This is a genomic window from Lysinibacillus agricola (assembly GCF_016638705.1).
Classification (GTDB): domain Bacteria; phylum Bacillota; class Bacilli; order Bacillales_A; family Planococcaceae; genus Lysinibacillus; species Lysinibacillus agricola.
The window spans coordinates 1,912,641-1,935,991 of the sequence record NZ_CP067341.1 but is presented as its reverse complement, the minus strand read 5'-3'; the positions used below and the strand labels follow the sequence as shown (position 1 = coordinate 1,935,991).

Here is a 23,351-nt window from a genome sequence, read left to right as displayed (position 1 = left end):
GCGATTTCTCTAGCTGAGAAATCGCTTTTACTTTGCTGAAAAACTATGCGAATGAAATTAAGGTATCATACTACATAAAGTTGGCTATTCAGCAAAAACGAGTGGTTGATTTCCGTTCCGACTGGGCGGTTTACTGGAGGCGTCGGGTTTCTTAGACCTAGTTGACTCGTTCTCGTTTTTCCACTTGAGGTGGGCGTCTTACTGACCGTAAATGCGGGATAAAATTGGGGAGGAACCTTACTCAGTACATTCACTTTACTTCTTTCATAAATTCTCTGAAATTTTCAACGATTTCCTTTGATCTGGTATGGTGTAAATAATGTCCTCCTTCAAATGTTATCACTTTTCCATGTACAGAATCTTTGACTTGCTCTTCATGCAGTGGTATCCATCCTTCCGTTTCGGTATCATTCGCTTGTAAAAAGAAAATAACAGGAAGATTCTTGGGGAAGGTCAAGTTTTCAGCAGCTTTAAAATTAGGGTTAAAATGTTCGCCTTCACTTAGGATGTTCGGATTAAACATGTTTTTGAGCGTAAGGATTCTGATTTGTTCTCTTGTTTCATCATCTACAGTTGGTGCAACCAATTGGTCAGGGCTCAGTTTCATTAACAATCGGAAGAAACCTGATTTTTTGAGCAGTTTATATGTTCCTGATGGGAATGGATCATCCGTACCACCCTGCATTGGAACACTGCTATCGATCCCGACAAATGCACTTACTTCGTTTTCATATTTGTTCACATAATCCAGTCCGTAAATGCCTGAAATGGAGTGGCCCATTAGAGTATATCGGTCAATGTTTAGACTCTGCAATGCTTCATGAATTTCATTTACCATATTCTCCAGGGTTCGTTCCTTTTCCGTTTCATCACTTAGTCCATAACCAAAAGGCTCGATTACTACGACCTTGTAATAAGGAGACAACTCTTTCACTAACGGCTCAAAATCAAGTGCTGGAGCCGCTGTTCCATAACCAGGTAGGAGCACGACGGTTTCTTCGCCTTCTCCTTGAATTAACACATTCATATTTTTTCCGTCTACTGTTACAGACTGACCATAAGATTCTATTTTTCTTTGCTCCGATTTGTTGCTAACCTTATTCACTATAAAAATAATAGCTAGAAAAAGTACTATTGCTATAGCTAAAACTCCTAATAATTTAACTATAATGTTAAACGCTTTTTTCATTATTTTTGCACGAGTGGTGTAGAGCGGCAATTGAAGCTCGTTTTTTATCTGTACTCGTGCCTCCCCTCCCTTTCATTCTCAATTCGTATCTTCTATCCACATCAGTGTATTCCGACTACCTTCACAAACCGTTAAGAACAGCTTATACAACGAATATGTACCTCCTATGACAACAATATGAACGGAGTATGAACAAGTAAAAAAATGCTACGGTTGCAGTATGAATCTCGAACGGGTTCGCTTTTATAAATTAAAAGTGGAAAAATGTTTTCTTCATCTCCCACTGATTGTTAGTTGAACTAATTGGGTTTTTACGCTCAGTTGATCGCCCACCTCGTTGACTCGTTCTCATCTTTCCACTTGAAGCAGCCGTCTTACTGACCGTTAATGCGAGATAATTTCAGGAACCTTTCTCACACTCACTTTATTTCTTTCATAAATTCTCTAAAGTTTTCAGCGATTTCTTTGAATTTGCTATGGTGTAAATAATGTGATCCATCAAATGTTATTACTTTTCCTTGCATTGACTCTTTGGCTTGCGCTTCATGCAATGTTACCCAATTTGCCCTGTCCGTATTATTTGCTTGTACAAATAAAAGAAGCGGAAGATCTTTAGGGAATGTTAAATTTTGAGCCTTTTTAAAATTAGAGGAAATATGTTCCATCTCATTCAGGGTAGTGGCATTATACGAGTTTTTATTTGAAATCATTTTCATTTGCTCTTTGGCTTGATCATCAAATACTAGTTCAGCATAAGGGTCTGTACCTACTTTCTTGATTAATCTCAAAAGACCTGATTTTTCGAGAAATGCGAATGTTTTTACTGGAAATTTGACATCCATACTGCCTTGTGTAGAAACACTAGTATCAATTCCTACAAATGCACTCACTTCGTTTGGATATTTGTTGACATAATCAAGTCCGTAGATACCTGCAATGGAGTGGCCCATTAGCGTAAAATGGTCAATATTAAGCTGCTGTAAAGCTTCATGCATTTCACTGACAATATTCTCAGTGCTTCGTTCTTTATCGGTTTCATCACTTAATCCATATCCGAAAGGCTCAATCGCGACAACTTTGTAAAATGGAGATAATTCATCGATGAGCAGCTTAAAATCAAGTGCTGGTGCCGCTGTTCCATAGCCAGGTAGGAGCACCACGGTTTCTTCGCCTTCTCCTTGAATTAACACATTCATATTTTTTCCTTCTACTGTTACAGACTGACCATAAGTTTCTATTTTTTCTTGCTCCGATTTGTTGCAGACAATATTAACAATAAAAACAATGGCCAGAAAAAGTACTATTGCAATAGCTATAACTCCTATTGCTTTAAGTATAAAGATAAGCGGTTTACCCATCCTCATTTCTCATCACCTCTTCTTTTAGTTTCACTCTCATCTCTCCTTTTCTTATCTATTTATTAGACATCTTATATGGGCCATTAAGGATAGCTTATAGGACGATGATGTACTCCATATGACAACAATATGAACGGAATATGAACAAACAAAAAAAGTTACGGCGTCACATGCAAGAAAGTTTGCATATGACGCCGTAACATGGGAGTACGAGGAAGTTTAAATAATTTGAATGTACAACATGAATCTAATTACTCTGTTGGTGTTGTGATTGGCAAAGTGACAATGACAGTCGTTCCTCGGCCAGGCTCGCTTTCCACTCGGATGTCGCCTTGATGAAGCGATACGATCTGTTTAACGATGGCGAGTCCCATACCACTGCCGTCATACTTACGACTATGGGAACGATCAGCCTTAAAAAACCGCTCGAATATACGCTTCTGATCCTCTAAGGAAATACCAATGCCAGTGTCGGATACTCGGACTGTCACATTTTTGATATCTTGTTTGATGCTGATGTTAATAACTCCGCCATCTTTGGAAAATTTGATACTATTGCCGAGTATGTTCGTCCATACCTGGTTTAATTGATCATGATCAGCCATTAGGCGAACCGCGTTCAAATTGAGCTCGAAACGGATGTTGCGAGCCGACCATTGCGGCTGGATAGCGACGATGACTCGTCTGATTTGTTCATCAAGGCTGAACGTGACCAGCCGCAGTTGCTGTGACTGCGATTCAAGCAAACTCAGCTTTAGCAGGCTATCGCTCATCTTGGACATCCGGTCTGCTTCAGCGATGATAATATCGAGATAACGGCTCCGCTCGTTATCTGCGAGGTTTACTTGCTTGAGCGCTAAAGCATAACCGGATATCGAGGTGAGCGGCGACTGAACTTCATGCGACACATTCGATACGAAATCCCTACGCATCTGCTCAAGTTGCTGCAGATCGTGCATCATTTCTTCGAAGCTGCGAGCTAAAGTACCTAGCTCACCCTTTTGCTTAATATTCAGCTTAACGTTAAAATCTCCACCTGCTATATGTCTAGTCGCTTTTGTCAGCTTTTTGATTGGTTTGACTAGGAACATGGCAGCAACCAGAATCAATAGGCTTCCTGCTATCAACGAATAGGTTGAAAAGTTCAAAATCCACTTTATTACAAAAGAGGTGGAAGGGAGGGCGATCGGTTCTATAAACATCGCTTTCGTTCCCATTTCAGTTGTCAACGGCAACCCTAAGAGAACAGTAGAAACACCACTCGGATTGACTTGAACAATATTTCCATCTAGTACTTTTATCACCTGTTCCATCGTCACAGTGGCAGGTTTGTCTCCGTTAAGCGCTCCATAAGACTGGAACTGACCCGTTTCTTCATAAATTCGAATATGATAGGATTTGAGCTGATTCATTCCACTTACGAATGTGTTCGCTTCACTTAACGGTAATGTCTCATAAATCCGGGCGATGTCCTGACCAAAGTTAAGTAAGGGGATTTGCAGGTTCTCGTTCAATTTATCTTCAAATACCCAAGTTGCTACAAAAAAAGCAATGATCGTGCCCCCGATTACGGAGACTAGAAATATCAGGACTACGCGTGTATATAAAGATTTGATCATTCGTGCACCTCAAGGCGGTAACCAAGCCCACGTACCGTTTCGATACGAAAATCGGCTGTAGTCGCGAACCGTTCGCGCAAGCGTTTAATATGTACGTCTATCGTTCGATCATCTCCAGCGTAATCAATCCCCCAAATTTGATCGATCAACTGCACACGCGTATAGACTTGTCCGGGTGTTCCGGCGAGCTTATAAAGTAATTCGAACTCCTTGAGCGGTAACGTGAGCGACTCCGTCCCCCTCATCACCTTATAAGTCTGTCGATCAAGAATGACGTTGCCTAACTGGATTTTTTGCGTGGAGCCAATTCGGTATCGTTTCAATAGTGCCTTAACACGAACCGACAACTCCAACGGATCAAATGGTTTAGTTAAATAATCATCCGCTCCAAGTTCAAATCCTTTCACTTTTTCCCATGTTTCGCCCCTTGCAGTCAGCATAAGTAATGGAAGATCAGGATTGGCCCTTCTGAGCTCCTTGCATAACGTCCAACCATCCATAATCGGCATCATAATGTCGAGCACGACAAGATCGACATGCGTTGATGTGTAGATGGCCATTGCTTCCTTGCCGTCCTCGGCTTCGACTGTTGCGAATCCGTCGTTGCGTAGAAATAAACAGACGAGTTCGCGAATGTTCGCGTCGTCGTCAGCAACCAGTATAGTAGGCATCCGTTTCCTCTTTTCCATCGCATTATTGAAATAATCATTATACTATAAATTAAATTGAATTACCCCTATTCTTCCTATAACTAAGGACAGGAATATCATTAAATGCACCCTCGTTTGCTTATTCGATTACTGGAACCCCGAACTTGATATGGATGTAAATACCAAATGGACTCAAACTGCCTACGTGGTGATAATTCCCAGATAACTACTACAACTTATGATATCGACATTTATGCAACGCTATTGAAGAAGAACGAAAGCGATAAAGTGCCTCTGTCCACGTCCCAAATGTAAACAATTCACTTGCATAAGACCCACACTTAATAGCTAAAATTTTGCAGGACGTTTCACGATCCGGTCTTTCACCAAAATGCTTCAATGAAAGGGTTAATCATATATTCGTTTAAAGATTGGTCTTTATAGACAGCTTTCTCATCGCCTTTTAGAATAACTAAATTGTTAGTCTTTTCCAAACCTTTCATCTCGCTTTTTCTTTAATTTTTCCATAAGGCGTGAACTAAATTTCTCTGGCGGGGCACCATCAATTTTTTCTTTTGTTCGCGACCTTCTTTAATCCATTTCTCAACTTCAGATGTTCTTCTTCTTTTGGGCATAAAAAACACCCTTTTAGATAATCAAATCCAAAGAGGTGAAACGGTGCAACTTTCTTATAAACGGTTGAGCTTTATTTCAAATCAACAACCACTTCACATAGCATGTATTTTCTAATATAACACTCTAATTTATATTTTTGTGCGAAAGCGAAGCGGCAGCAACAATTGTTTTTTGTGCGAAAGCGAAGCGGCAGCAACAACAGGATTCTGTTTGAGCGAAAGTGAGTAGCCTGGAACAAAAATCACATTCATTGAAAGCGTCACAACATTCATAATAATTTTCTTGACCATTTTGCTTTTAGAAAAGCGATTTCTTTGTTACGAGAAATCGCTTTGGGCTTTAGAGCTGATACAGCTTCGTATATTTTTCTTGTAAATAGTTTGCTAGATATTTTGCGTTTAGGCCTTCCCCTGTCGCCTCCTGTAGCAATTCGAATGGCTTCTTCAGCGCACCGTATTGATGGACTTTGTCTGTTAACCACTCTCGAATTGGTAGAAGCTCACCCTTTTCTAACAGCTCATCAAAGTTTGGAATATCTTTATCCATTGCATGCTTCCATTGTGCAGCGTAAATCATTCCTAGAGCATAAGATGGGAAATAGCCAAACATGCCCCCTGACCAGTGCATATCTTGTAGTACCCCTTTTGCATCTGTCTCAGGACGAATGCCTAAATATTCCTCGTATTTATCATTCCATACTTGTGGAAGATCCTTCGCTTGAAGATCGCCATTGAATAGGTCTCGCTCAATTTCATAGCGAATCATAATATGTAGTGGATATGTTAACTCATCCGCTTCAATGCGAATAAACGATGGCTCCACCATATTAATTGCTCGCAGGAAATCAGCTAATGCTACATCACCAAATTGTACAGGTGAATATTTTTGAAGTTGCTCATAGTTATGCTCCCAGAACTTTTCATTCCTACCAACAAAATTTTCATAAAATAAAGATTGGGATTCATGTATACCCATAGATGTTCCTGTTGCTAATGGTAAACCATCAAGTTTTGCATCGATATTCTGTTCATACATAGCATGCCCACACTCATGGATTGTTCCAAAAATCGCTGAACGGAAATCGTTTTCATCATATTTGGTTGTAATACGATTATCTCCATGATTCAAACCAATCATAAATGGATGGACACTTTCATCTAAGCGACCTGCATCAAAATCATAGCCGAGTTGTGCTAACATTTCTAATGATAATGCACGCTGTGATTCACGAGGGAAATGCTTAAATAAAATGCTTGTATTTGGTTTATTTGGTGAAGCTGCAATTCTTTGCACAAGAGAAACAATTGTTTCACGTAATTCACCAAAAACTTGATCTAAAACATCAGTCGTCATATCCGGTTCATATAAATCTAGTAATGTATTGTATGGAGAACCGTTTTTAATACCCCAATATTGAATAAATTTCTTCTGCCAGCTTATAATTTCCTCTAAATAAGGTAGGAATAACGCAAAATTATTCGTCGCTTTTGCTTCTTCCCATGCTGTTTCTGCTTTAGATTGTAGAATGACGAATTCCTTATATTCATTAGCTGGAATTTTTTTATTTTGATCGTATTCTTTACGCACTTCCTCAACTAAACGTAGCGTAACATAATCGAGATCTGCCTTTTGTCCCTCTAGACCCGTTAGTAATTTCCCTAATTCTTCACTAGTTTGCATGTCAAATAAGGAGGCGGATAATGTTCCAACTACCTCTGAACGTTGAGCTAACCCTTTCTTAGGCGCCCCCGTACGCATATCCCAGTAAATCACACTCAGTGCTTCTTCATAGTGCTGCATTTTTTTCACATAGTCAGTAAATTGTTGTACAGTCATGCTAACATCCTCCTTTTCACGCTACTAGTTTATCATATTTTCGAAAATTTTGTATATTATGGACTTTTAGTATAATTCTACTCCTACAGCTAAATATTGATTCTACAAAAATTTAAAGTTATGTCGAAAAGAATGTGTAGGGATTTTGATCCTAATATTAGATCTTTTAATCAAAACGAGGATTATTATGCTATGTTGCTGCATTTTATTCTCCCATAAGTTGTTTGTATCTCAAGTAGATAATATAGCGACGAGAACAAATACTACCAAGTGGTATGAACATAAGAGCATTTGTTAATGATAGCAATGCAAGCTCTCTACTCCAGTGACCTACAAATAACCTTACAAGAAGAATCCCGAAAAACAAAATAATACCGGCAATAGAGCTTTGTGTAGTTACGATTCCCCTAGTATGATTCATACGAATTTTTTCTAGTTTTCCTTTCCATACTCCTATACTCAATCCAACTATTAAACAACTGATATACATCACAATACTTAAAGGCGTTAATTTAATACTTGAAATAGTAGAAAACATTACACCCATTAACAAAACTGGTATGATCCACAATCGAGCTGGTCTAACTTGTTTCTCCCTTAACATTATAAGTACAATGACAATAAAGACGACCAAGTAGCTACTCATTTCTTTCCCTCACTTTATTTTAAAAGTATAATTTAACCTCAAACTGAAGATGTAGTGAGAACGACCTTCAGGAAGTGGGTCTTTCAATTCGTTTCTTCATTGAGAAAACTTCATCAAAAAATGCAATAGACTATTTATTATAGCCTATTGTTTAATTTGATGGGATCAAAATTTCACCTTGAGCAATGAGATCAATAGGATTGGAATAAGTATTAGGTTTACTTTTGGTTCATCACAAAGTTAGGGGTGTTAAAATGTATATCATTGAGGTCGAGACTAGGGGATTAGAGATAGTTACAGATGAAATTTGAAGCAAATGTACACCAGCCCAGTTGGAAAGGAATTTAGCCTTATTTATTTATTACCGCTGGGATTATATACTCTTTCATTAACGGCCATCTATCTCGTGGATTCATGATGACTTCTGAACTAATCGCCACAACCATATTCATTTTTGGCATACAACAAATCATATTGCCTCCATCCCCTATAGCTGAATATGTAGAAAGCCCATCCTCTTGTCGTAGCCACCATAAATAACCGTAATTGTTAGGGTTCATCTCCGTTGAATCACAAATCCATGTCTCTGAGAGAACTCTATTATCATCCAAAATGCCCTTATTTAAATAGAGGTAGCCAAATCGCGCCATATCACGAGTAGTTAATGTTAGCCCCCATCCACCGGTCGAATGACCGTTTGGATCATGTACCCACCCCTTAACGTTTTTCCCGAATAAATCATCAAACCCATATGCGTTCATTTTATAGTCAGGAATTTCTTTCATGCCAAGCGGTGTAAACAAATGTTCATTGGCGAACGCTCGTGCACTCTTGCCTGTACTTTGAGTAAGAATAGCTGACAATAAATGTGCTCCAGCTGTGGAATATTTAAAAGTGCCTAAATCCCCGTTTTTACCCATTATATCAAGTGTATATTTTATCCAATCCTGCTGTTGACATAGAATATCTAGCGGCTCATGCCAATCCTCATATGGATATGGTACTGTCATCGTAAGAAGATGCCGTATAGTAATCTGTTGTTTCTGCTTATCAGCATCAGAAATATATTTTGGGAAAAAATCTATCACTTTCTCTTCCACGCTTTGAATATATCCTTTATCAATAGCGATGCCTATAAGTGCAGATAGTACACTTTTTGTTACAGATGCTACATGGTGACTATCATCAGGACCTTTGCCATTAAAATATTTTTCATATGCTAAATGACCATCTTTAATGATAATAATGCCATTTATATTGTGATAATCACTTTTTATCGTCTGTTCTAGCTTAAAAAGTTTTTCATTGTTCATATATATGCTTTCAGGTTTTACCGCTTGCCAATTTATTGTTGTTTGCATAGGAACCTCCTAATTGTCATTTTTTCTTTACAGGAAAATACACCTCAGTAACAAACTCCTCAGGGGCGTTTACTTGATTTGGATCTGTTACATATATTTCATATGGCGGCAATATCAGCTCGTAACCCTCATTTTCAATCCACTTCATCAAATTAGCGTAAACAGAGGTCAATTCCGGATAAGCTCCCTTTAAAACAGATTTAGCACAGAGGCTACCAGGCAAATCTCTCGTTCCTTTGACAGACTCAGCTATCTGAATAGCAAACTCGGTATCATTGCCAGCTGGATTAAATTCAGGGCTATGGTAAATCGTCATTGGCTGACCAAGTAAAGTGAGCTTTTCCTTCGCAATTCTTTCATATAACTCGCTAAAATAATGACCATATCCCGATGCATAATCATCACTGCTCAATATCAATCGCTTATAAAGGATATTCATTGGCTTTGTTTCAACAAGCTGTACTTCAATATCCTCAAGGTACGACATGATTGGTACTCCTTTTTCTAAGTTTGAAATATCATGACTCAGTTGTTTTACAAGATATTCAAAAGCCTTTAGTTTCTCTTGCATTTCATTTCTCTTTTGGTTAAGCGTTGAACAAAGCATTTCTTCGGATTGATCCTCTTCTAAATCCAACATCGTTTTAATTTCTTCAAGAGAAAAATGATAGGATTTTAAACGGTTGATATAGAGCATCCTTTTTAGTTGTTCGATGGAATAATACCGATAACCGCTTTCAGCATTAATCTCATCGGGATTAATTAATCCGATTTCATCGTAATATCGAAGTGTTTTTGTAGAGACACCACATATTTTTGAGAATTCTCCTATTGATAGCACAAAACCACCTCACTCATTTATTTGTTACTTGCTACAATTCATTTATACACCTTCCCCTAAGGACAAAGTCAATCAAGACTTATACTTTTATCTCTTTATCTTTTACTTTCCTTGACTGAAAACTTTTATTGACCGCTTAGTACAAAAAGGATATTCTATTAATGTATATGGGAGGAGGATAAATTTGAATAAACGAGGCAGACCCCGAGAGTTTGAGTATTCCTCAATTGTAGATGTCGCCATGAAAACCTTTTGGAAAAGAGGATATGAGGGGTGTTCTACACAGGATTTATGCAATGATACTGGAATTGGGAAAGGCAGCTTATACAATACTTTTGGTAGTAAACATGAACTGTATAAACAAGTATTAGAACGCTACCATGAGTTTGGAATTAAGGAACAGAAGGAATTATTAAATGCTCCAATCGCATTGAAAGAGCGGTTAAGTAATTTTTTCGAATGGGCATTAAAGGAAGATTTTGAGAAGATTGATCAAAAGGGTTGTTTGTTAATAAATGCCAGTGTGGAGAGCGCAAAGAATGACGTAATGGTTCAAGAAATTTTCTCACGGCATGTTGAACTTCTTAAACAAGCTATTGAAAAAGTAATGGAGGAAGGATTGCAAACTGGCGAAATTTCAAAAAAGCAAACAGCCGAGGAATTAGCTAGTCTATTTTTAAGCAGTTATTACGGGTTTCGTGTTCTTAATGTTTCGATGCAAAATCGGATGTTGTCTGAACAGATTATGAACGGAACATTAGAATCTATTTTCGGCGCTTAGTGCGCTCTTTTTTAGCACGAATTTTGTACCGAACGTTACAATAATGAATTTAGGAGTCTTTTTATGCCATCGATCATTTATTTACTAGCTTTAGCAATTTTTTGTATGACTACATCGGAATTTATGGTTGCAGGTATGATGAACGAACTTGCTCTCGCATTTCAGGTTCCTATATCTTCAATCGGTTATTTAATTACAGCTTATGCAGGAGCAATGGTAGTAGGAGGACCTATTTTAACTGCAACTCTTTTACGAATGCGCAGTAAACAAGCTTTATTACTTTTAATGTTTGTATTTTTAATTGGCCAGTCGCTCGGAGCTATTGCTTGGAGCTATGATAGTATGATGGTTTCACGAATTATTACTGGTATTGCTTCATCTTCAGCATTTGGTGTAGCCATTTCCTTTACTGCAACATTGGTTCCGCCTAATTCGAGAGGTAAAGCTGCATCTACTGTACTTGCAGGTTTAATGATCGCAACAGTCATAGGCTTACCTATAACAACGATTATCTCGCAAAATTTTGGTTGGCGTATTAGTTTTGGGTTTGTTTCTATTCTCGTACTAGTGTCCGGGATTATGATTCAGTTGTTACTCCCCTCATCACCAAACAAAGAACTATTAAAATGGAAAGACGAGCTCATGCACTTTAAGAATATTCATCTTTGGGCAGCGTACATAACAAGTATGTTTATTATAGGTGGTACGTTTGCAGCGTTTAGTTACTTCACCCCTATCTTTACAAATATCACGGGCTTTTCAAGCGAAAGTATTCCATACTTACTTGCTCTCTATGGAAGTGCAACAGTAATCGGGAATATAGTGATTGGCAAGTTTGCTGATAAATATACAATGGAAACACTTTTGAGTGGATTGATGATTTTAATCGTAGCATTGTCTTTATTTGCTTTAGGAGCTGAAAATAAATACATTGCCGTTATTACTACTATTTTTATTGGCTTGACTGGTGTTTCAATGAATCCAGCCATGGTAGCGAGAGTGATGAAAACAGCTACTAATAGCACGATGATTAACACCATTCATAGTTCTTTTATTACGCTTGGTATTGTTATTGGTTCATCACTAGGCGGCCTAGGTATTAGTAATGGATTTGGCTATATATCACCACTGTGGATTGGCGTTTGTTTAGCTACCCTAGGGTTACTATCATTATTTCCTTATTTACATAAAAGAAAGGATAAATAATGTTTCTAAATAGATACAAAAGTTGGGGTGTAGCTTTGTGACGCTTCTCCTCCAAACGTTCCAGCGACAACTCCTTCCTTTATGATGCTCTATCCGCCTCTTCTGTTACTATGGGCTCAACGCGTAGTTTCTTGTCCGTATGCCGTATGCCCAAAGAAATATTTAATATCTTAAATAGGAACTATTACATTTTGAATGAGTAAATGAAAGAAGCTCTCCTCGTCGCCTTCACGATCAAAGAGAGCTTCTTATTCTATATAAATACGGGGGAATTTTAACTAGCTTTCAAGATCAATTATGCCTCGGCATAATTGCGTCCGGAATCGGCTTTGTGCTTGCACAAAGAACTCCTTTCCGATTTCCGTGACATCCGCCGGAGGCTTTAACTTCTTTCAGCGGATGTTTGGACACTCGCTGAAAAGTGACTTAAAACCGCATTCATCTCACCACCTATAGAGGTGGGAGACTTCTGCTGAAAGAAGTTAAATGTTCGGTTTCCAATCAAACATTTTTTAAGAGCTAAATGTTATAACAACAAATATATAGTTGGGGATCCTACATATCTTATTGTTGTATAGAGTCTGATTACCCTATGTTTTGACAAATTGTTAATACTTGTTTGACGGCTTCTGCCGATTGATGGAGCGCCGTTTGTTCTTCATTTGTAAGGTGCAATTCTATGACCGATTCAATGCCATTGCCACCTAATATTGTCGGCACCCCTAAAAATAATTCGTGGTAACCGTACTCTCCTTCTAAAAGGGCGATAGAAGGAATTATTTTACGCTGATCTTTCATAATGATTTCGACCATCTGTGCACATGCAGCAGCTGGCGCATAATAAGCACTACCATTACCTAACAAACCAACAATTTCTCCGCCACCTTTACGTGTACGTTCTACGATTTGCTGTAGTCTGTCTTGAGGAATCAGTTTTTCTAATGGGATCCCTCCAGCATAGGAATATCGAATTAGAGGAACCATTTCGTCTCCATGTCCACCTAAAACAAATCCTGATACATCCTCTGGTGCAATTTGCAGTTCTTGTGCTACAAATGTATTAAAACGCGCTGTATCTAATACACCTGATTGACCGATGATACGATTTTTTGGAAAGCCTGTTTCCTTATAGCAAACATAGGTCATGGCATCGACTGGATTGCTTAATATAAGGACTATGCTGTTAGGTGCATAGTGTTTGATTTGTTTAGAAACTTGTTGAATGATTTTTGCATTCGTCGTCACTAAGTCATCACGACTCATACCAGGTTTACGAGGAATACCAGCTGTAATAATGACAATACTTGCTCCAGCTATATCCTCATAATTGCTCGTTCCTTTAATAGAAACATTAAACTTTTCGATTGGTCCTGTTTGTAATAAATCCAACGCCTTTCCCTTTGTCGGATTTTCCACTTCTGGAATATCTAACAGGACAACATCTCCTAGCTCTTTTTGGGCTAAAAATAAACTTAATGTCGAGCCTGTATGACCCGCTCCGATAACAGCGATTTTACTTTTTCGAAATGTCATTAAGCCTCACCTCGATTTTCAGTAGCTGCTGTTTCTGTCGTTTTTTTAGCACGCGTTGATGTTGAAGCTGATGCTGGCTTTTTCTTTGGTGCTTCTGGCCCTTTAATCATTTGAAAAACATCTTCATCTGGTCTAGGAATTACGTGAGCACCTAATAGTTCTCCAACGCGCATTGCAGCGGCTTTTCCAGCTTCTACTGCTGCTTGGACAGAACCAACATCACCTTTCACGACGATTGTCACAATTCCACCATCAACGAACTCTTGCTTGACGATAGTTACATCTGATGACTTTATCATCGCATCAGCAGCTTCGTAAGAGCCTACTAATCCTTTTGTCTCAATCATTCCAATAGCGCTACTCATTCTCTTCACCTCGCATCACTTCTGTAGAATCGATAATACCTATAACGACCGCATCGATAGGCAACGGATTTTCTTTCATAATATATCGGGATGATCCACCACTTGTAATGAGCACATCATCTCCAATTCCTGCCCCGATACGGTCAGCTGCAACAATTTCTGTACGAATCGGCTGTTGATTGGAATCGATTGGTTGAATAATTAATAATTTTAAGCCATTCAACCCTTCTTCTTTACGTGTTGCCCATACACTACCTATCACTCTTCCCATCTGCATGAACTTCACCCTCTTTATCCCGCATAGATTATACTAAAATTACTCAGAGCGAATTGTTAACGTCTTATTCAACTCTCGTATTTTGTCATAAGCCAATGCTGTCACAATTGTTTTTTTGGGAACAACAATTTCTCGTGCTTCTATTTCAAGTACTTCTACTTGCGAAAGTAGCTTCTTATCAAATTGATAGCTTAATGGTCTTTCAGCTTGACTTACGATTGGCGGAAGTTCTTTGACATTCATTTGTTCATTAGCCTGAGCATTGACAATCTCTGCAAATGCGCCTTGTTGGATTAAACCTGCATTTGCCTCATCTGTATCGATATGCATCTCCAAGCGATAACGCTCTGAAACGCGAATCGTTACATTTGATAAAATAATCGATCTTAAACCTTCTATTTTAATTTGTACCGATTGTCCGTCCACTACTTGGAACCGAGCACTGTCAGCTGGTGACATATGAATATGAGCTTGCGCAATAATAAGTCCTTCATTTAGCACGACACTGCCCTTTGGACCAATAAGTGTCACAGGACTTGAACCTTTAATATCTCCTGATATTCTTAATGGTGGCTTAACTCCTAGTTTCATCGCATCTGTCCAACTAATTTCTACTTGGGATAATGAACGAGCTGGACCTAAAATGCGTACTCGCTCAACGGAACCCTTTGGACCAGCAATAACAACTGTTTCCTCAGCAGCGAACTGTCCTGGCTGTGAAAGCTCAAACTTCGGTGTTAATTGATAATTCTCACCAAAAAGCTGCTCCACTTCCGCTTGAGCAAGGTGGACATGTCGTGCTGATACACCAACAGGGATTTTTCCGTCATGTTGAGAGGAAGGCTGATTTTTTAAAACTTGCTGCAATACTTCTTCAACAACTTTTTGGATTAAATTTTCCTGCATCTAACCCCCTCCTTACGTCAATGATCTGATAATTCTTCCTTGGGCTTGTTGTTCAATAAAGCCCGCATTCGCTTCATCTGTATCAATATGCATCTCTAAACTAAAATCGTTCGACACACGAACTACAACTCCACGAAACGTCACAGGTCGCTCACTATCCACTTCAACAGATACTAATTCATTATTTTGTACGTCCAATGCTAGCGCATCTTCTTCCGTCATATGAATATGTGCCTGTGCAACAATGACTCCCTGCTTGATAATTATTTCTTTTTCTTGATTAATTAATTTGATGCTAGCCGAACTTTCGATATCACCCGATTGCCTTAAAGGAGGGGTTAATCCTAATTTCATTGCATCTGTTCGACTAATTTCCACCTGTGTTGCCGCTCTTACAGGACCTAATACACGTACATTGTGAAGGACACCTTTTGGCCCCTCAATGGAGACACGCTCTTTGGCTGCAAATTGTCCTGGCTGCGAAAGATCAAAATCCTTCGTTAGCTTTGCATTTGGACCAAAAAGTGCCTGTAAATCCTCTTCACTGACATGTATATGACGAGCTGAAATGGCCACAGGAAATGTTTTTGTCGCTGTTTTCACGTTAGCCACCTCTATTATATTGTTGTTGGAAATGAAAGCAGGATGAGGTACAATGTGTAGCATCCTGCCTTCCATTTATGATGTTCTATCCGTCGCTTTGACTTTTCCATCCGTCGTTTCGGGCCTTCATTCCGTCGCTTCGACTTCTATCCGTCATTTCGGCTCTTCTTTCCGCCGCTTCGACTCTTCTTTCCGTCGCTTCCTAGATTCTTTCCGTCATTTCGGCTCTTCTTTCCGCCGCTTTGGCTTCTATCCGTCGTTTCGGTGTCTCTTTCCGTCACTTCGGCTCTTCTTTCCGTCGCTACAGTGATTCTATCCGTCGCCTTTGTTCGGACTATAAATAAAATTAAGCCTCTGCTTTTGGTAAAATTAATTCCAACTCATGGTGTGGGCGTGGGATTACATGTACAGATAGAAGCTCTCCAACACGTTGTGCCGCTGCAGCTCCTGCATCAGTAGCTGCTTTTACTGCACCTACATCACCACGAACTAATACAGTGACAATACCGCCACCAACATGTACTTTTCCTACTAAATTAACGCTAGCAGCCTTCACCATTGCATCCGCTGCTTCAATTGCTCCTACTAGTCCTTTTGTTTCTACCATTCCTAATGCTGTACTCATTTGTCATTCCTCCAAATTATTTATTTTGTAATGTGATTTGTTTTAATACTTGATCAACAATTTGTTGAACTACTGCTGTATCCAAAGATGGATCTTGTGCCTTAATATTCTCTACTACTGGTTGTACTAAGAATTCTGGTTTCGGCACATCTACATCTTTAATGCCATAAGCCATACGTTTAATATTCAATAAATGTCTCGCTGTAATGTTATCGGACGTAATATTGCCACCAAACGTACCACACCCTAATGTAAAGGATGGTGCCAATCCAGTAGTTCCACCAACAGCGCCAATAGATGATAATGTATTAACTACAATTCTGGACACTGGTAATTCAACTGAAAACTGCTCCGCTAATGCTGCATTTTCTGTATGAATCGAACATGTATGTCCACGCCCACCAATATTCAGTAGATCAATCATCACTTGTTTTGCCTCTGTGCTATCCTCTACTGTGTATAACGCAAAAATCGGTGACAGTTTTTCCAGTGAAAATGGAATATTTTTGCCGATCATTGTTTCCAGACCAACAAGTACTTTTGTCTCTTCTGGTACAGTAATATTGACAGAATCTGCTAAGCATGCTGCTGATTTACCTACAATTTGAGGATTTACTTTCCCAGGAACAGGAGAGATCAACTTCTCCATCTTCACCTTCTCTTCATCACTCAAAATATACGCATTGTTTTTCTTTAACTCTGTTAAAACTTGCTCTGCAATGGCTTTGTCTACAATAATTGATTGCTCTGTTGCACATATTGTGCCGTTATCAAAAGACTTACTTTGTACAAGCTGACGAACCGCTTTAGGAATATTTGCTGATTTTTCAATGTAAGCCGGGACATTTCCTGGGCCTACACCGTAAGCAGGTTTGCCTGAACTATAGGCTGCTTTTACTAGTGCACCGCCACCAGTCGCTAAAATTAAGTGAATATCTGGATGCTTCATTAATTGTTGCGTAGCCTCCATAGAGGACATTGTTAAACAATGTAGCAATCCTTCTGGTGCTCCTGCTTTTTCTGCAGCTACTCTACAAACCTCTAAGGCTTCCTTTGTACACTCAGCCGCATATGGGTGTGGGCTTAGTACGAGAGCATTTCTAGTTTTCAATGAAATAAGTGTTTTAAAGATAGCTGTTGATGTTGGGTTTGTCGTTGGAACAATGCCCGCGATCACTCCGAACGGACTAGCGATCTCTGTAACTTTCTTCATTCGATCGAAACCTACGACACCAACAGTCTTTAAATCTTTAATATCTTCATAGACATCTCTAGAGGCAACCTCATTTTTCATTTTTTTATGATTAGGTATGCCCATCCCTGTTTCCTGAACAGCCATATTTCCCAATCGTTCTGCCTCTTTGAATGCCGCATCGGCAACAGCCTTGACAATACTATCTACTTGCTGCTGTGAATACTGCATGTAAGCAGCCTGTGCAATATTGGCACGTTTCACGGCGTCTCTCATTTCTTGAATGGCTAATAAATCTTTATCTAACGTGGCCATAAAGCCCCTCCTTTCTAAATAACTGGATTTCTCGCTAAATTCTCAATAGCTTCTCTAAAAGCATCCGTTGCCGCTTGGCAGGAAGATTGGCTACCGCTTAATAAGCCGCCACCATAATTGGTTTCAGATGGTGGCCCAAAGAAAACCTTTAGCTCCACTTCTGCCGCCTTCAATGCTGCATCTAAACCAACAACAGCCTCAAGTGGCGGTGCTATTAAATATGCGAGGGCAGTCCCAGCCTTAACATTCGCCAACTCTGCCAAATACGTACCACAGCTTGCTACTGTATGTGCAAAAAGAGCGTGGCTTTCATTTTGAAGAATAGCTTCAAAATACGTATCAAACTGGATTTTCTGCTGAATCGCATCTAAACCACTGCGTATTTCATCAGGCGAGCTACCAGCAATGATGCCAATGACCTCACCGGATAACGGTCCAGATGCATGTGCCGCTCCAGCATAAAAGCTTTTTGCATAAACAACATCAACATCAGCTTTTTTCGTTGCTTCGTCCAACGCTACATATCCAACATCATCTATTGTCAGAGTTACGAGTCCAATGCTATTGTGATATGGCTTTAAATCTAATTGCTCTGCTAATTCACTATTCACTCTTGGAATGATTTGCATTGCCAAAATTTCTGCCATAATTTTTTGAGGATTCATTGCTTGCCCCCTAACTTTCTTTTGCCACAAGACCTACTCCACTTGCCTTGTAATGCAATATTTTTTGAACGACTGTTCCTAAATAAGCACCTGCCTCTAATGGCGGAATACCACCTTTATGAATGTTCGAAACGACCATTCGATCAGCTTCTACTGTGCCCATTCTAGGTTGATAGCATATATAGGCACTCATTGACTCCGCTGATACAAGTCCAGGACGCTCACCGATTAAATAAACGATCACTTCTGCTTGTAAAAGCTCGCCAATTTCATCCATTAGAGCAACACGCCCTTTATCAATATAGAAAGTAGTTCCTATTTCAATATTTAAATTACGAAGACTTTGCTGTAACGCTAAATATACATCTTGCACATTTTCTTCAATCGCACTAGCACTTAATCCATTAGAAATAATAATTTGTACTTTAGGATTTTTTTGGCATTTCGATTGAATTACTGTCTTTGATTCATCGGATAAACGACGACCTAAGTCCGGTCTTGTAATGTACTCTTCTTTATCTGTCACTCTTGTTGTTACTTGAAAGACATCAAGCTTTTGTAGTAGCTCCTCTGTCACTTCTCCATATACTGCATCTACTGCCGCCGCATGATCGAGTCGGAATTTCAGCCAAGTTTTTGTTTTTGGTCTTGTCCCAGCTCTTCCAATACCTATCCTTGCTGGTGTATGCTTTTTGGCTGCTTGTACACTTTCAGACAGTTCATCCTCTTCAAATTTAAAGACTGTGGCAGCTGCCGAAGCGTAAGATGGTTCATCATAATTTACACTGGAATACGATTGTTCATGATTACGTGCTTCATTATGAAAAAGCTTAATTAATGGTTCATTTGATTGTACAGTTGGGCTTGGACTTGCTACTTCATCAGCACGATGAGCTATCGTATCATAGAACTTAATAAGTGTTTCCTTTTGTTCTTCTTTCTGTATAGCTGATTCATGTGGAGAATTGACTGATGTATTATTGTTCATCTTTTCCATAACGAGCTGTGTAATCATCGATACTAGTTGTTCATTCAATGGACTCACCTACCTTTCAAATATAGATAAATCGCCAGCTCTTGCAGATAGACGACCATTTTCATAAATGCCCATTTTTTCTAACCACACTAGATATTCAGGAGCTGGTTTTTTACCAAACGTTTGAAGTAATGTTGCGACATCATGGAAGCTCATTGACTGATAGTTCAGCATGATATCGTCGCCCATAGGTGCAGCGATAATAAAGTTGACACCAGCTGCTGTTAGTAAAACACTTAAATCTTCAACATCATTTTGGTCTGCCTTAATATGGTTTGTGTAACAAATATCAACGCCCATTGGGATACCATGCATTTTGCCCATAAAGTGATCTTCTAGGCCCGCACGTATAACCTGCTTGTTATTGTATAAATACTCAGGTCCAATAAAGCCAACGACGGTGTTTACAATATACGGATTAAAATGTCTCGCAAATCCGTAATTACGTGATTCGAGTGTTACTTGGTCAATGCCCATATGTGCCTCAGCAGATAGCTCCGAACCTTGTCCAGTTTCAAAGTAGAATAAATTCGGGCCAGTTCCAGTTCCTTGCTTTTTCACAAGCTCTTCTGCTTCTCTAATTAGGTCGGCAGAAATACCGAACGAGCGATTAGCAATTTCTGTCCCAGCAATACTTTGGAAAATCATATCTGCAGGTGCACCTTGTTTAATGGCCTTCATTTGTGTTGTAATATGTGCTAATACACAGTTTTGTGTAGGAATCGACCAATCATTGATAAACTCCTTTGTCGCTTGCAATACTTTTTTCACACTTTCAACAGAGTCATCTACTGGGTTAATCCCAATGACCGCATCGCCAATACCATAGGACAATCCTTCTTTTAATGAGGCAATAATACCGTCAATATTGTCTGTTGGATGATTTGGCTGCAATCTCGAGGAAAGTGTACCCTTTTGTCCGATCGTAATATTGCAAGTTGACAATATTTCTACTTTATTGGCAGCATGTACAAGATCTAAGTTGGACATCAGCTTTGTTACTGCCGCAATAATTTCTGAATTCATGCCCTTGCTTAATCGTTTTAATTCCCGATCGCCTGTTTCATTAGATAAAATGTATTCTCTTAGTTGCTCGATACTCCAGTTTTTAATTTCTCCATATATTTGCTCATTGATATCACCTTCAATAATGCGTGACACTTCGTCATTTTCAGAAGGAACTAATGGATTTTCTCTTATATCCTTCACTAACAGCTCACTTAGAACGGCTTTTGCCGCAATTCGTTGCTGTACAGTTTCAGCCGCAATTCCAGCTAGCTGATCGCCTGATTTTTCTTCATTGGCCTTGGCCATTACATCTTTTAATGAATTAAAATTATATTTTTCTCCACCAAATATCACCGATAGATTCACATTCATCCTCCTTACTTTGAGTGGAAAGCAAGTGTTTTTACTACGACTGGGACAACACCAGATGGTAGTACTTCCCCAATGTCGATATAATCACCCGTTTCTACTTTGATTTGATCGATGCAAATGATGGGAACTGTTTGATTAATCGCTTGTATCGTTTGCCCAATAATCTTTGCATAATCCGATTGAATGACTATGATAATTGGTATTTCCTTGGAGCTTCTCGTTGCTAAGTACTGCAAAATGGCCTGACATAATGCATGAACATCCTGGAAGCTTAAATAGGGTAACTGACTAAAATAAAGTGCAAATGGAGAGCGATTCTCTTGGCTAGAAAATAGAGCATCAGCCCGTTCTACAGCTGTCTTCACTGTATAGTCGAATTCTTTGTTGTTCGTTTCCAAATAGCAATTGAAAACAGGTACATTTTTTAAAGGCAATACTTCTGCATCTACCTGGATCGTCGCACCACTAATTTCAGTTGTTTGCGTGCCTGCACCAGTCACTGTTGCCCGCGCTGTTTCCTCTGGCTTTATCCATAAAAAGGTTTGCAACTGCTCGTGCTGTAAAAGTTTTTTTGCTAATTTTTCGCCGATATCATCATATTGACGTTTTGTACAATCATTTTCATATATACAAGCAGCTACTCCACCGGAAAAGACGATTGCTTCAACTGGTTTATCCCAAGTTGGCAAATGTCCTAGCAATAATGGATGCCGTTCATCTGTTATTTGTCCACTCAGCGTCATCGCTACTATATCCACCATTTCTTGGATCAATTGTGTGACACGTTCATCCTCTGCAGAATCACCAACCTTTAATGGATTTGACCATTTCTCCATAAGCTTCATAATCGGTGGTGAAACCGATTGGACAATTCCGTTCTGAAATTCTATAAGTCTTCCACCGACATGCAATGTACACGTACCAATTACTTCACCGAACTGCATGACTGCAATATTTGCTGTACCGCCACCGATATCAATATTTGCGATGACTTTGGCAGTATTTTTAGACTGCTGTAATGTACCTGCACCCTTTGCTGCAATGATGCTCTCTAAATCAGGCCCAGCAGTAGCAACTAAAAAGTGCCCGGCTGTATCTGCAATCGTATGGACAACCTCACTGGCATTATCCTTTGTTGCAGATTCGCCTGTAATGATAATGGCACCTGTTGAAATATCTGCTGGTGAAATTTGGGCCAGTTGATATTGTTGAAAAATAAATTGTTCAATTTTTTCCATATCGATAATTTCTTTATTGATAAACGGCGTTTTAATAATAGGACTTTGATGTATAACCGTTTTTTCAATGATTTCTATCCGTGGCACGTGCGTCACACCAGCAACATTTTTCAGTAGAAAACTACTAACAACCATCTTTGTTGTACTTGTACCAATATCAATGCCTGCACTATAAATTTTTTCTGTCTTCAACTTACTCCTCCCTCTCGCCACTATGGGCAATACATGAGATAAGGACTATCACGATCCTTCACAAATTGACGAATTTCTTCGTCAGAATTGAGCTGAATAAGTGGCGCAATAAACTCAATACCAAGCTTTTGCCACGAAGAAGTTTTCACAATAGGACCACGTGTCATGACATTTTGTAATAATGCTGTTGCTCTTTCTACATCTGCAAGGGGTGCATCAATTTTTGTAATGACACCAATTTGTATTTTTGGAATTCCTAAGCTAAATTGCGGTGGAAAAACACTTTTTGATGACGTGGCATCCTGCAAATAAATCACATGTGTCACTTCAAGCGATGTTGCCATAATATTTTTGTAATACATCGGATTTTCAATATATTCTCCAGGTGTATCAACAATCCAGTCATCATAAACGAGCGCCTGTGTTTTATTGGCTTGTCCGTCTTTCCCTAATAACGCATTCATCAGTGTCGACTTACCTGCTTGCACACCGCCTATAATCATTACTCGATTTTTCATACGGCACATCCTATGACTTAGTTATTTTTGATGGCGTATAGCCTAGCATCTCTGATAAAAAGCGATTAATTTCTAACATCGCCATTTCAACCTCAGACACACTGCCAACAATAACGAGACTGCCAGTAAAACGATCTAAAAATCCTAGTCTTACATTGGCTGCCTTTGTTGCTAAATCCCCTGCAATAATAACTGTTTCACTCGGTGTACATGTCATGATGCCAAGTGCACCGGCTTCTTGTATGCCAAGCTTTTGAAACATATCAGGGTCAGGATTAGCTATCAAATGGCTCAATGTTAGTTGCTTACCTGGCACAAACTCCTGAATAAACCGTTTCTTTTCTTCACTCACACGTCATCACCTCTTTCGAGTTTTTTATCTA

23 protein-coding genes are annotated in these 23,351 nt (G+C 39.2%); 2 read left to right on the top strand and 21 right to left on the bottom strand.

The features are described from left to right. Positions 1-250: 250 nt before the first annotated feature. From FJQ98_RS09190 to FJQ98_RS09155, 8 genes are all read right to left on the bottom strand, one after another. The gene (locus tag FJQ98_RS09190; protein WP_053593791.1) at positions 251-1,189 is read right to left on the bottom strand and encodes an alpha/beta hydrolase; all 939 of its coding nucleotides are present in this window, start codon (positions 1,187-1,189) and stop codon (positions 251-253) included. Between the two features lie 419 nt (positions 1,190-1,608). Next, entirely contained in the window at positions 1,609-2,553 is a 945-nt protein-coding gene (locus FJQ98_RS09185) for an alpha/beta hydrolase (RefSeq protein WP_053593738.1), read from the bottom strand. A gap of 245 nt (positions 2,554-2,798) precedes the next feature. Further along, the gene (locus FJQ98_RS09180) at positions 2,799-4,166 is read right to left on the bottom strand and encodes a sensor histidine kinase (RefSeq protein WP_053593739.1); all 1,368 of its coding nucleotides are present in this window, start codon (positions 4,164-4,166) and stop codon (positions 2,799-2,801) included. Beyond that, the gene (locus FJQ98_RS09175; protein ID WP_053593740.1) at positions 4,163-4,837 is read right to left on the bottom strand and encodes a response regulator transcription factor; all 675 of its coding nucleotides are present in this window, start codon (positions 4,835-4,837) and stop codon (positions 4,163-4,165) included. The genes FJQ98_RS09180 and FJQ98_RS09175 overlap by 4 nt, the downstream gene beginning before the upstream one ends. Positions 4,838-5,791: 954 nt before the next feature. Then, positions 5,792-7,288, bottom strand: coding sequence for a carboxypeptidase M32 (locus FJQ98_RS09170; RefSeq protein WP_053593741.1), 1,497 nt, complete (start codon positions 7,286-7,288; stop codon positions 5,792-5,794). A 205-nt stretch (positions 7,289-7,493) separates the two neighbouring features. Continuing rightward, positions 7,494-7,934: a CcdC protein domain-containing protein gene (locus FJQ98_RS09165; protein WP_053593742.1), complete on the bottom strand. Its 441-nt coding sequence runs from the start codon at positions 7,932-7,934 to the stop codon at positions 7,494-7,496. 350 nt (positions 7,935-8,284) lie between these two features. Then, positions 8,285-9,295, bottom strand: a complete 1,011-nt coding sequence (locus FJQ98_RS09160; protein WP_053593743.1) for a serine hydrolase domain-containing protein — start codon at positions 9,293-9,295, stop codon at positions 8,285-8,287. Positions 9,296-9,311: 16 nt separating this feature from the next. Then, positions 9,312-10,136 (bottom strand): MerR family transcriptional regulator, encoded by an 825-nt coding sequence (locus tag FJQ98_RS09155; RefSeq protein WP_053593744.1) that lies wholly within the window; start codon positions 10,134-10,136, stop codon positions 9,312-9,314. Between the two features lie 184 nt (positions 10,137-10,320). On the opposite strand from FJQ98_RS09155, the gene FJQ98_RS09150 reads away from it, so the two are divergent. After that, positions 10,321-10,917: a TetR/AcrR family transcriptional regulator gene (locus FJQ98_RS09150; protein WP_053593745.1), complete on the top strand. Its 597-nt coding sequence runs from the start codon at positions 10,321-10,323 to the stop codon at positions 10,915-10,917. Positions 10,918-10,980: 63 nt separating this feature from the next. After that, positions 10,981-12,123: an MFS transporter gene (locus FJQ98_RS09145; RefSeq protein ID WP_053593746.1), complete on the top strand. Its 1,143-nt coding sequence runs from the start codon at positions 10,981-10,983 to the stop codon at positions 12,121-12,123. A gap of 585 nt (positions 12,124-12,708) precedes the next feature. Here the strand turns inward: FJQ98_RS09145 and mdh are convergent. From mdh to eutS, 13 genes are all read right to left on the bottom strand, one after another. Further along, the gene (gene mdh, locus FJQ98_RS09140) at positions 12,709-13,656 is read right to left on the bottom strand and encodes a malate dehydrogenase (RefSeq protein ID WP_053593747.1); all 948 of its coding nucleotides are present in this window, start codon (positions 13,654-13,656) and stop codon (positions 12,709-12,711) included. Then, complete coding sequence (locus tag FJQ98_RS09135; protein ID WP_053593748.1) at positions 13,656-14,021, bottom strand: BMC domain-containing protein; 366 nt, start codon at positions 14,019-14,021, stop codon at positions 13,656-13,658. The genes mdh and FJQ98_RS09135 overlap by 1 nt, the downstream gene beginning before the upstream one ends. After that, positions 14,014-14,298 carry a EutN/CcmL family microcompartment protein gene (locus FJQ98_RS09130; RefSeq protein ID WP_053593749.1) on the bottom strand — a complete coding sequence of 95 codons (285 nt, stop codon included), beginning with the start codon at positions 14,296-14,298 and terminating at the stop codon, positions 14,014-14,016. The genes FJQ98_RS09135 and FJQ98_RS09130 overlap by 8 nt, the downstream gene beginning before the upstream one ends. Positions 14,299-14,337: 39 nt before the next feature. Then, positions 14,338-15,204 (bottom strand): phosphate propanoyltransferase, encoded by an 867-nt coding sequence (locus tag FJQ98_RS09125; RefSeq protein WP_053593750.1) that lies wholly within the window; start codon positions 15,202-15,204, stop codon positions 14,338-14,340. Between the two features lie 12 nt (positions 15,205-15,216). Further along, on the bottom strand, positions 15,217-15,807 hold the full coding sequence (locus FJQ98_RS09120; RefSeq protein ID WP_053593751.1) for a phosphate propanoyltransferase: 591 nt from the start codon (positions 15,805-15,807) through the stop codon (positions 15,217-15,219). A gap of 346 nt (positions 15,808-16,153) precedes the next feature. After that, positions 16,154-16,432 (bottom strand): BMC domain-containing protein, encoded by a 279-nt coding sequence (locus FJQ98_RS09115; protein WP_053482447.1) that lies wholly within the window; start codon positions 16,430-16,432, stop codon positions 16,154-16,156. A gap of 16 nt (positions 16,433-16,448) precedes the next feature. Further along, positions 16,449-17,939 (bottom strand): aldehyde dehydrogenase family protein, encoded by a 1,491-nt coding sequence (locus FJQ98_RS09110; RefSeq protein WP_053593752.1) that lies wholly within the window; start codon positions 17,937-17,939, stop codon positions 16,449-16,451. 14 nt (positions 17,940-17,953) lie between these two features. Next, on the bottom strand, positions 17,954-18,604 hold the full coding sequence (gene eutL, locus FJQ98_RS09105) for an ethanolamine utilization microcompartment protein EutL (RefSeq protein WP_053593753.1): 651 nt from the start codon (positions 18,602-18,604) through the stop codon (positions 17,954-17,956). A gap of 10 nt (positions 18,605-18,614) precedes the next feature. Further along, positions 18,615-19,640, bottom strand: coding sequence for an ethanolamine ammonia-lyase subunit EutC (eutC, locus tag FJQ98_RS09100; RefSeq protein ID WP_053593754.1), 1,026 nt, complete (start codon positions 19,638-19,640; stop codon positions 18,615-18,617). Between the two features lie 9 nt (positions 19,641-19,649). Then, the gene (locus FJQ98_RS09095) at positions 19,650-21,020 is read right to left on the bottom strand and encodes an ethanolamine ammonia-lyase subunit EutB (protein ID WP_053593755.1); all 1,371 of its coding nucleotides are present in this window, start codon (positions 21,018-21,020) and stop codon (positions 19,650-19,652) included. Positions 21,021-21,025: 5 nt separating this feature from the next. After that, positions 21,026-22,450 carry an ethanolamine ammonia-lyase reactivating factor EutA gene (locus FJQ98_RS09090; protein ID WP_053593756.1) on the bottom strand — a complete coding sequence of 475 codons (1,425 nt, stop codon included), beginning with the start codon at positions 22,448-22,450 and terminating at the stop codon, positions 21,026-21,028. 20 nt (positions 22,451-22,470) lie between these two features. Beyond that, positions 22,471-22,968 (bottom strand): EutP/PduV family microcompartment system protein, encoded by a 498-nt coding sequence (locus tag FJQ98_RS09085; RefSeq protein ID WP_053593757.1) that lies wholly within the window; start codon positions 22,966-22,968, stop codon positions 22,471-22,473. A gap of 10 nt (positions 22,969-22,978) precedes the next feature. Then, positions 22,979-23,320, bottom strand: coding sequence for an ethanolamine utilization microcompartment protein EutS (eutS, locus tag FJQ98_RS09080; protein ID WP_053593758.1), 342 nt, complete (start codon positions 23,318-23,320; stop codon positions 22,979-22,981). Positions 23,321-23,351 lie beyond the last annotated feature (31 nt).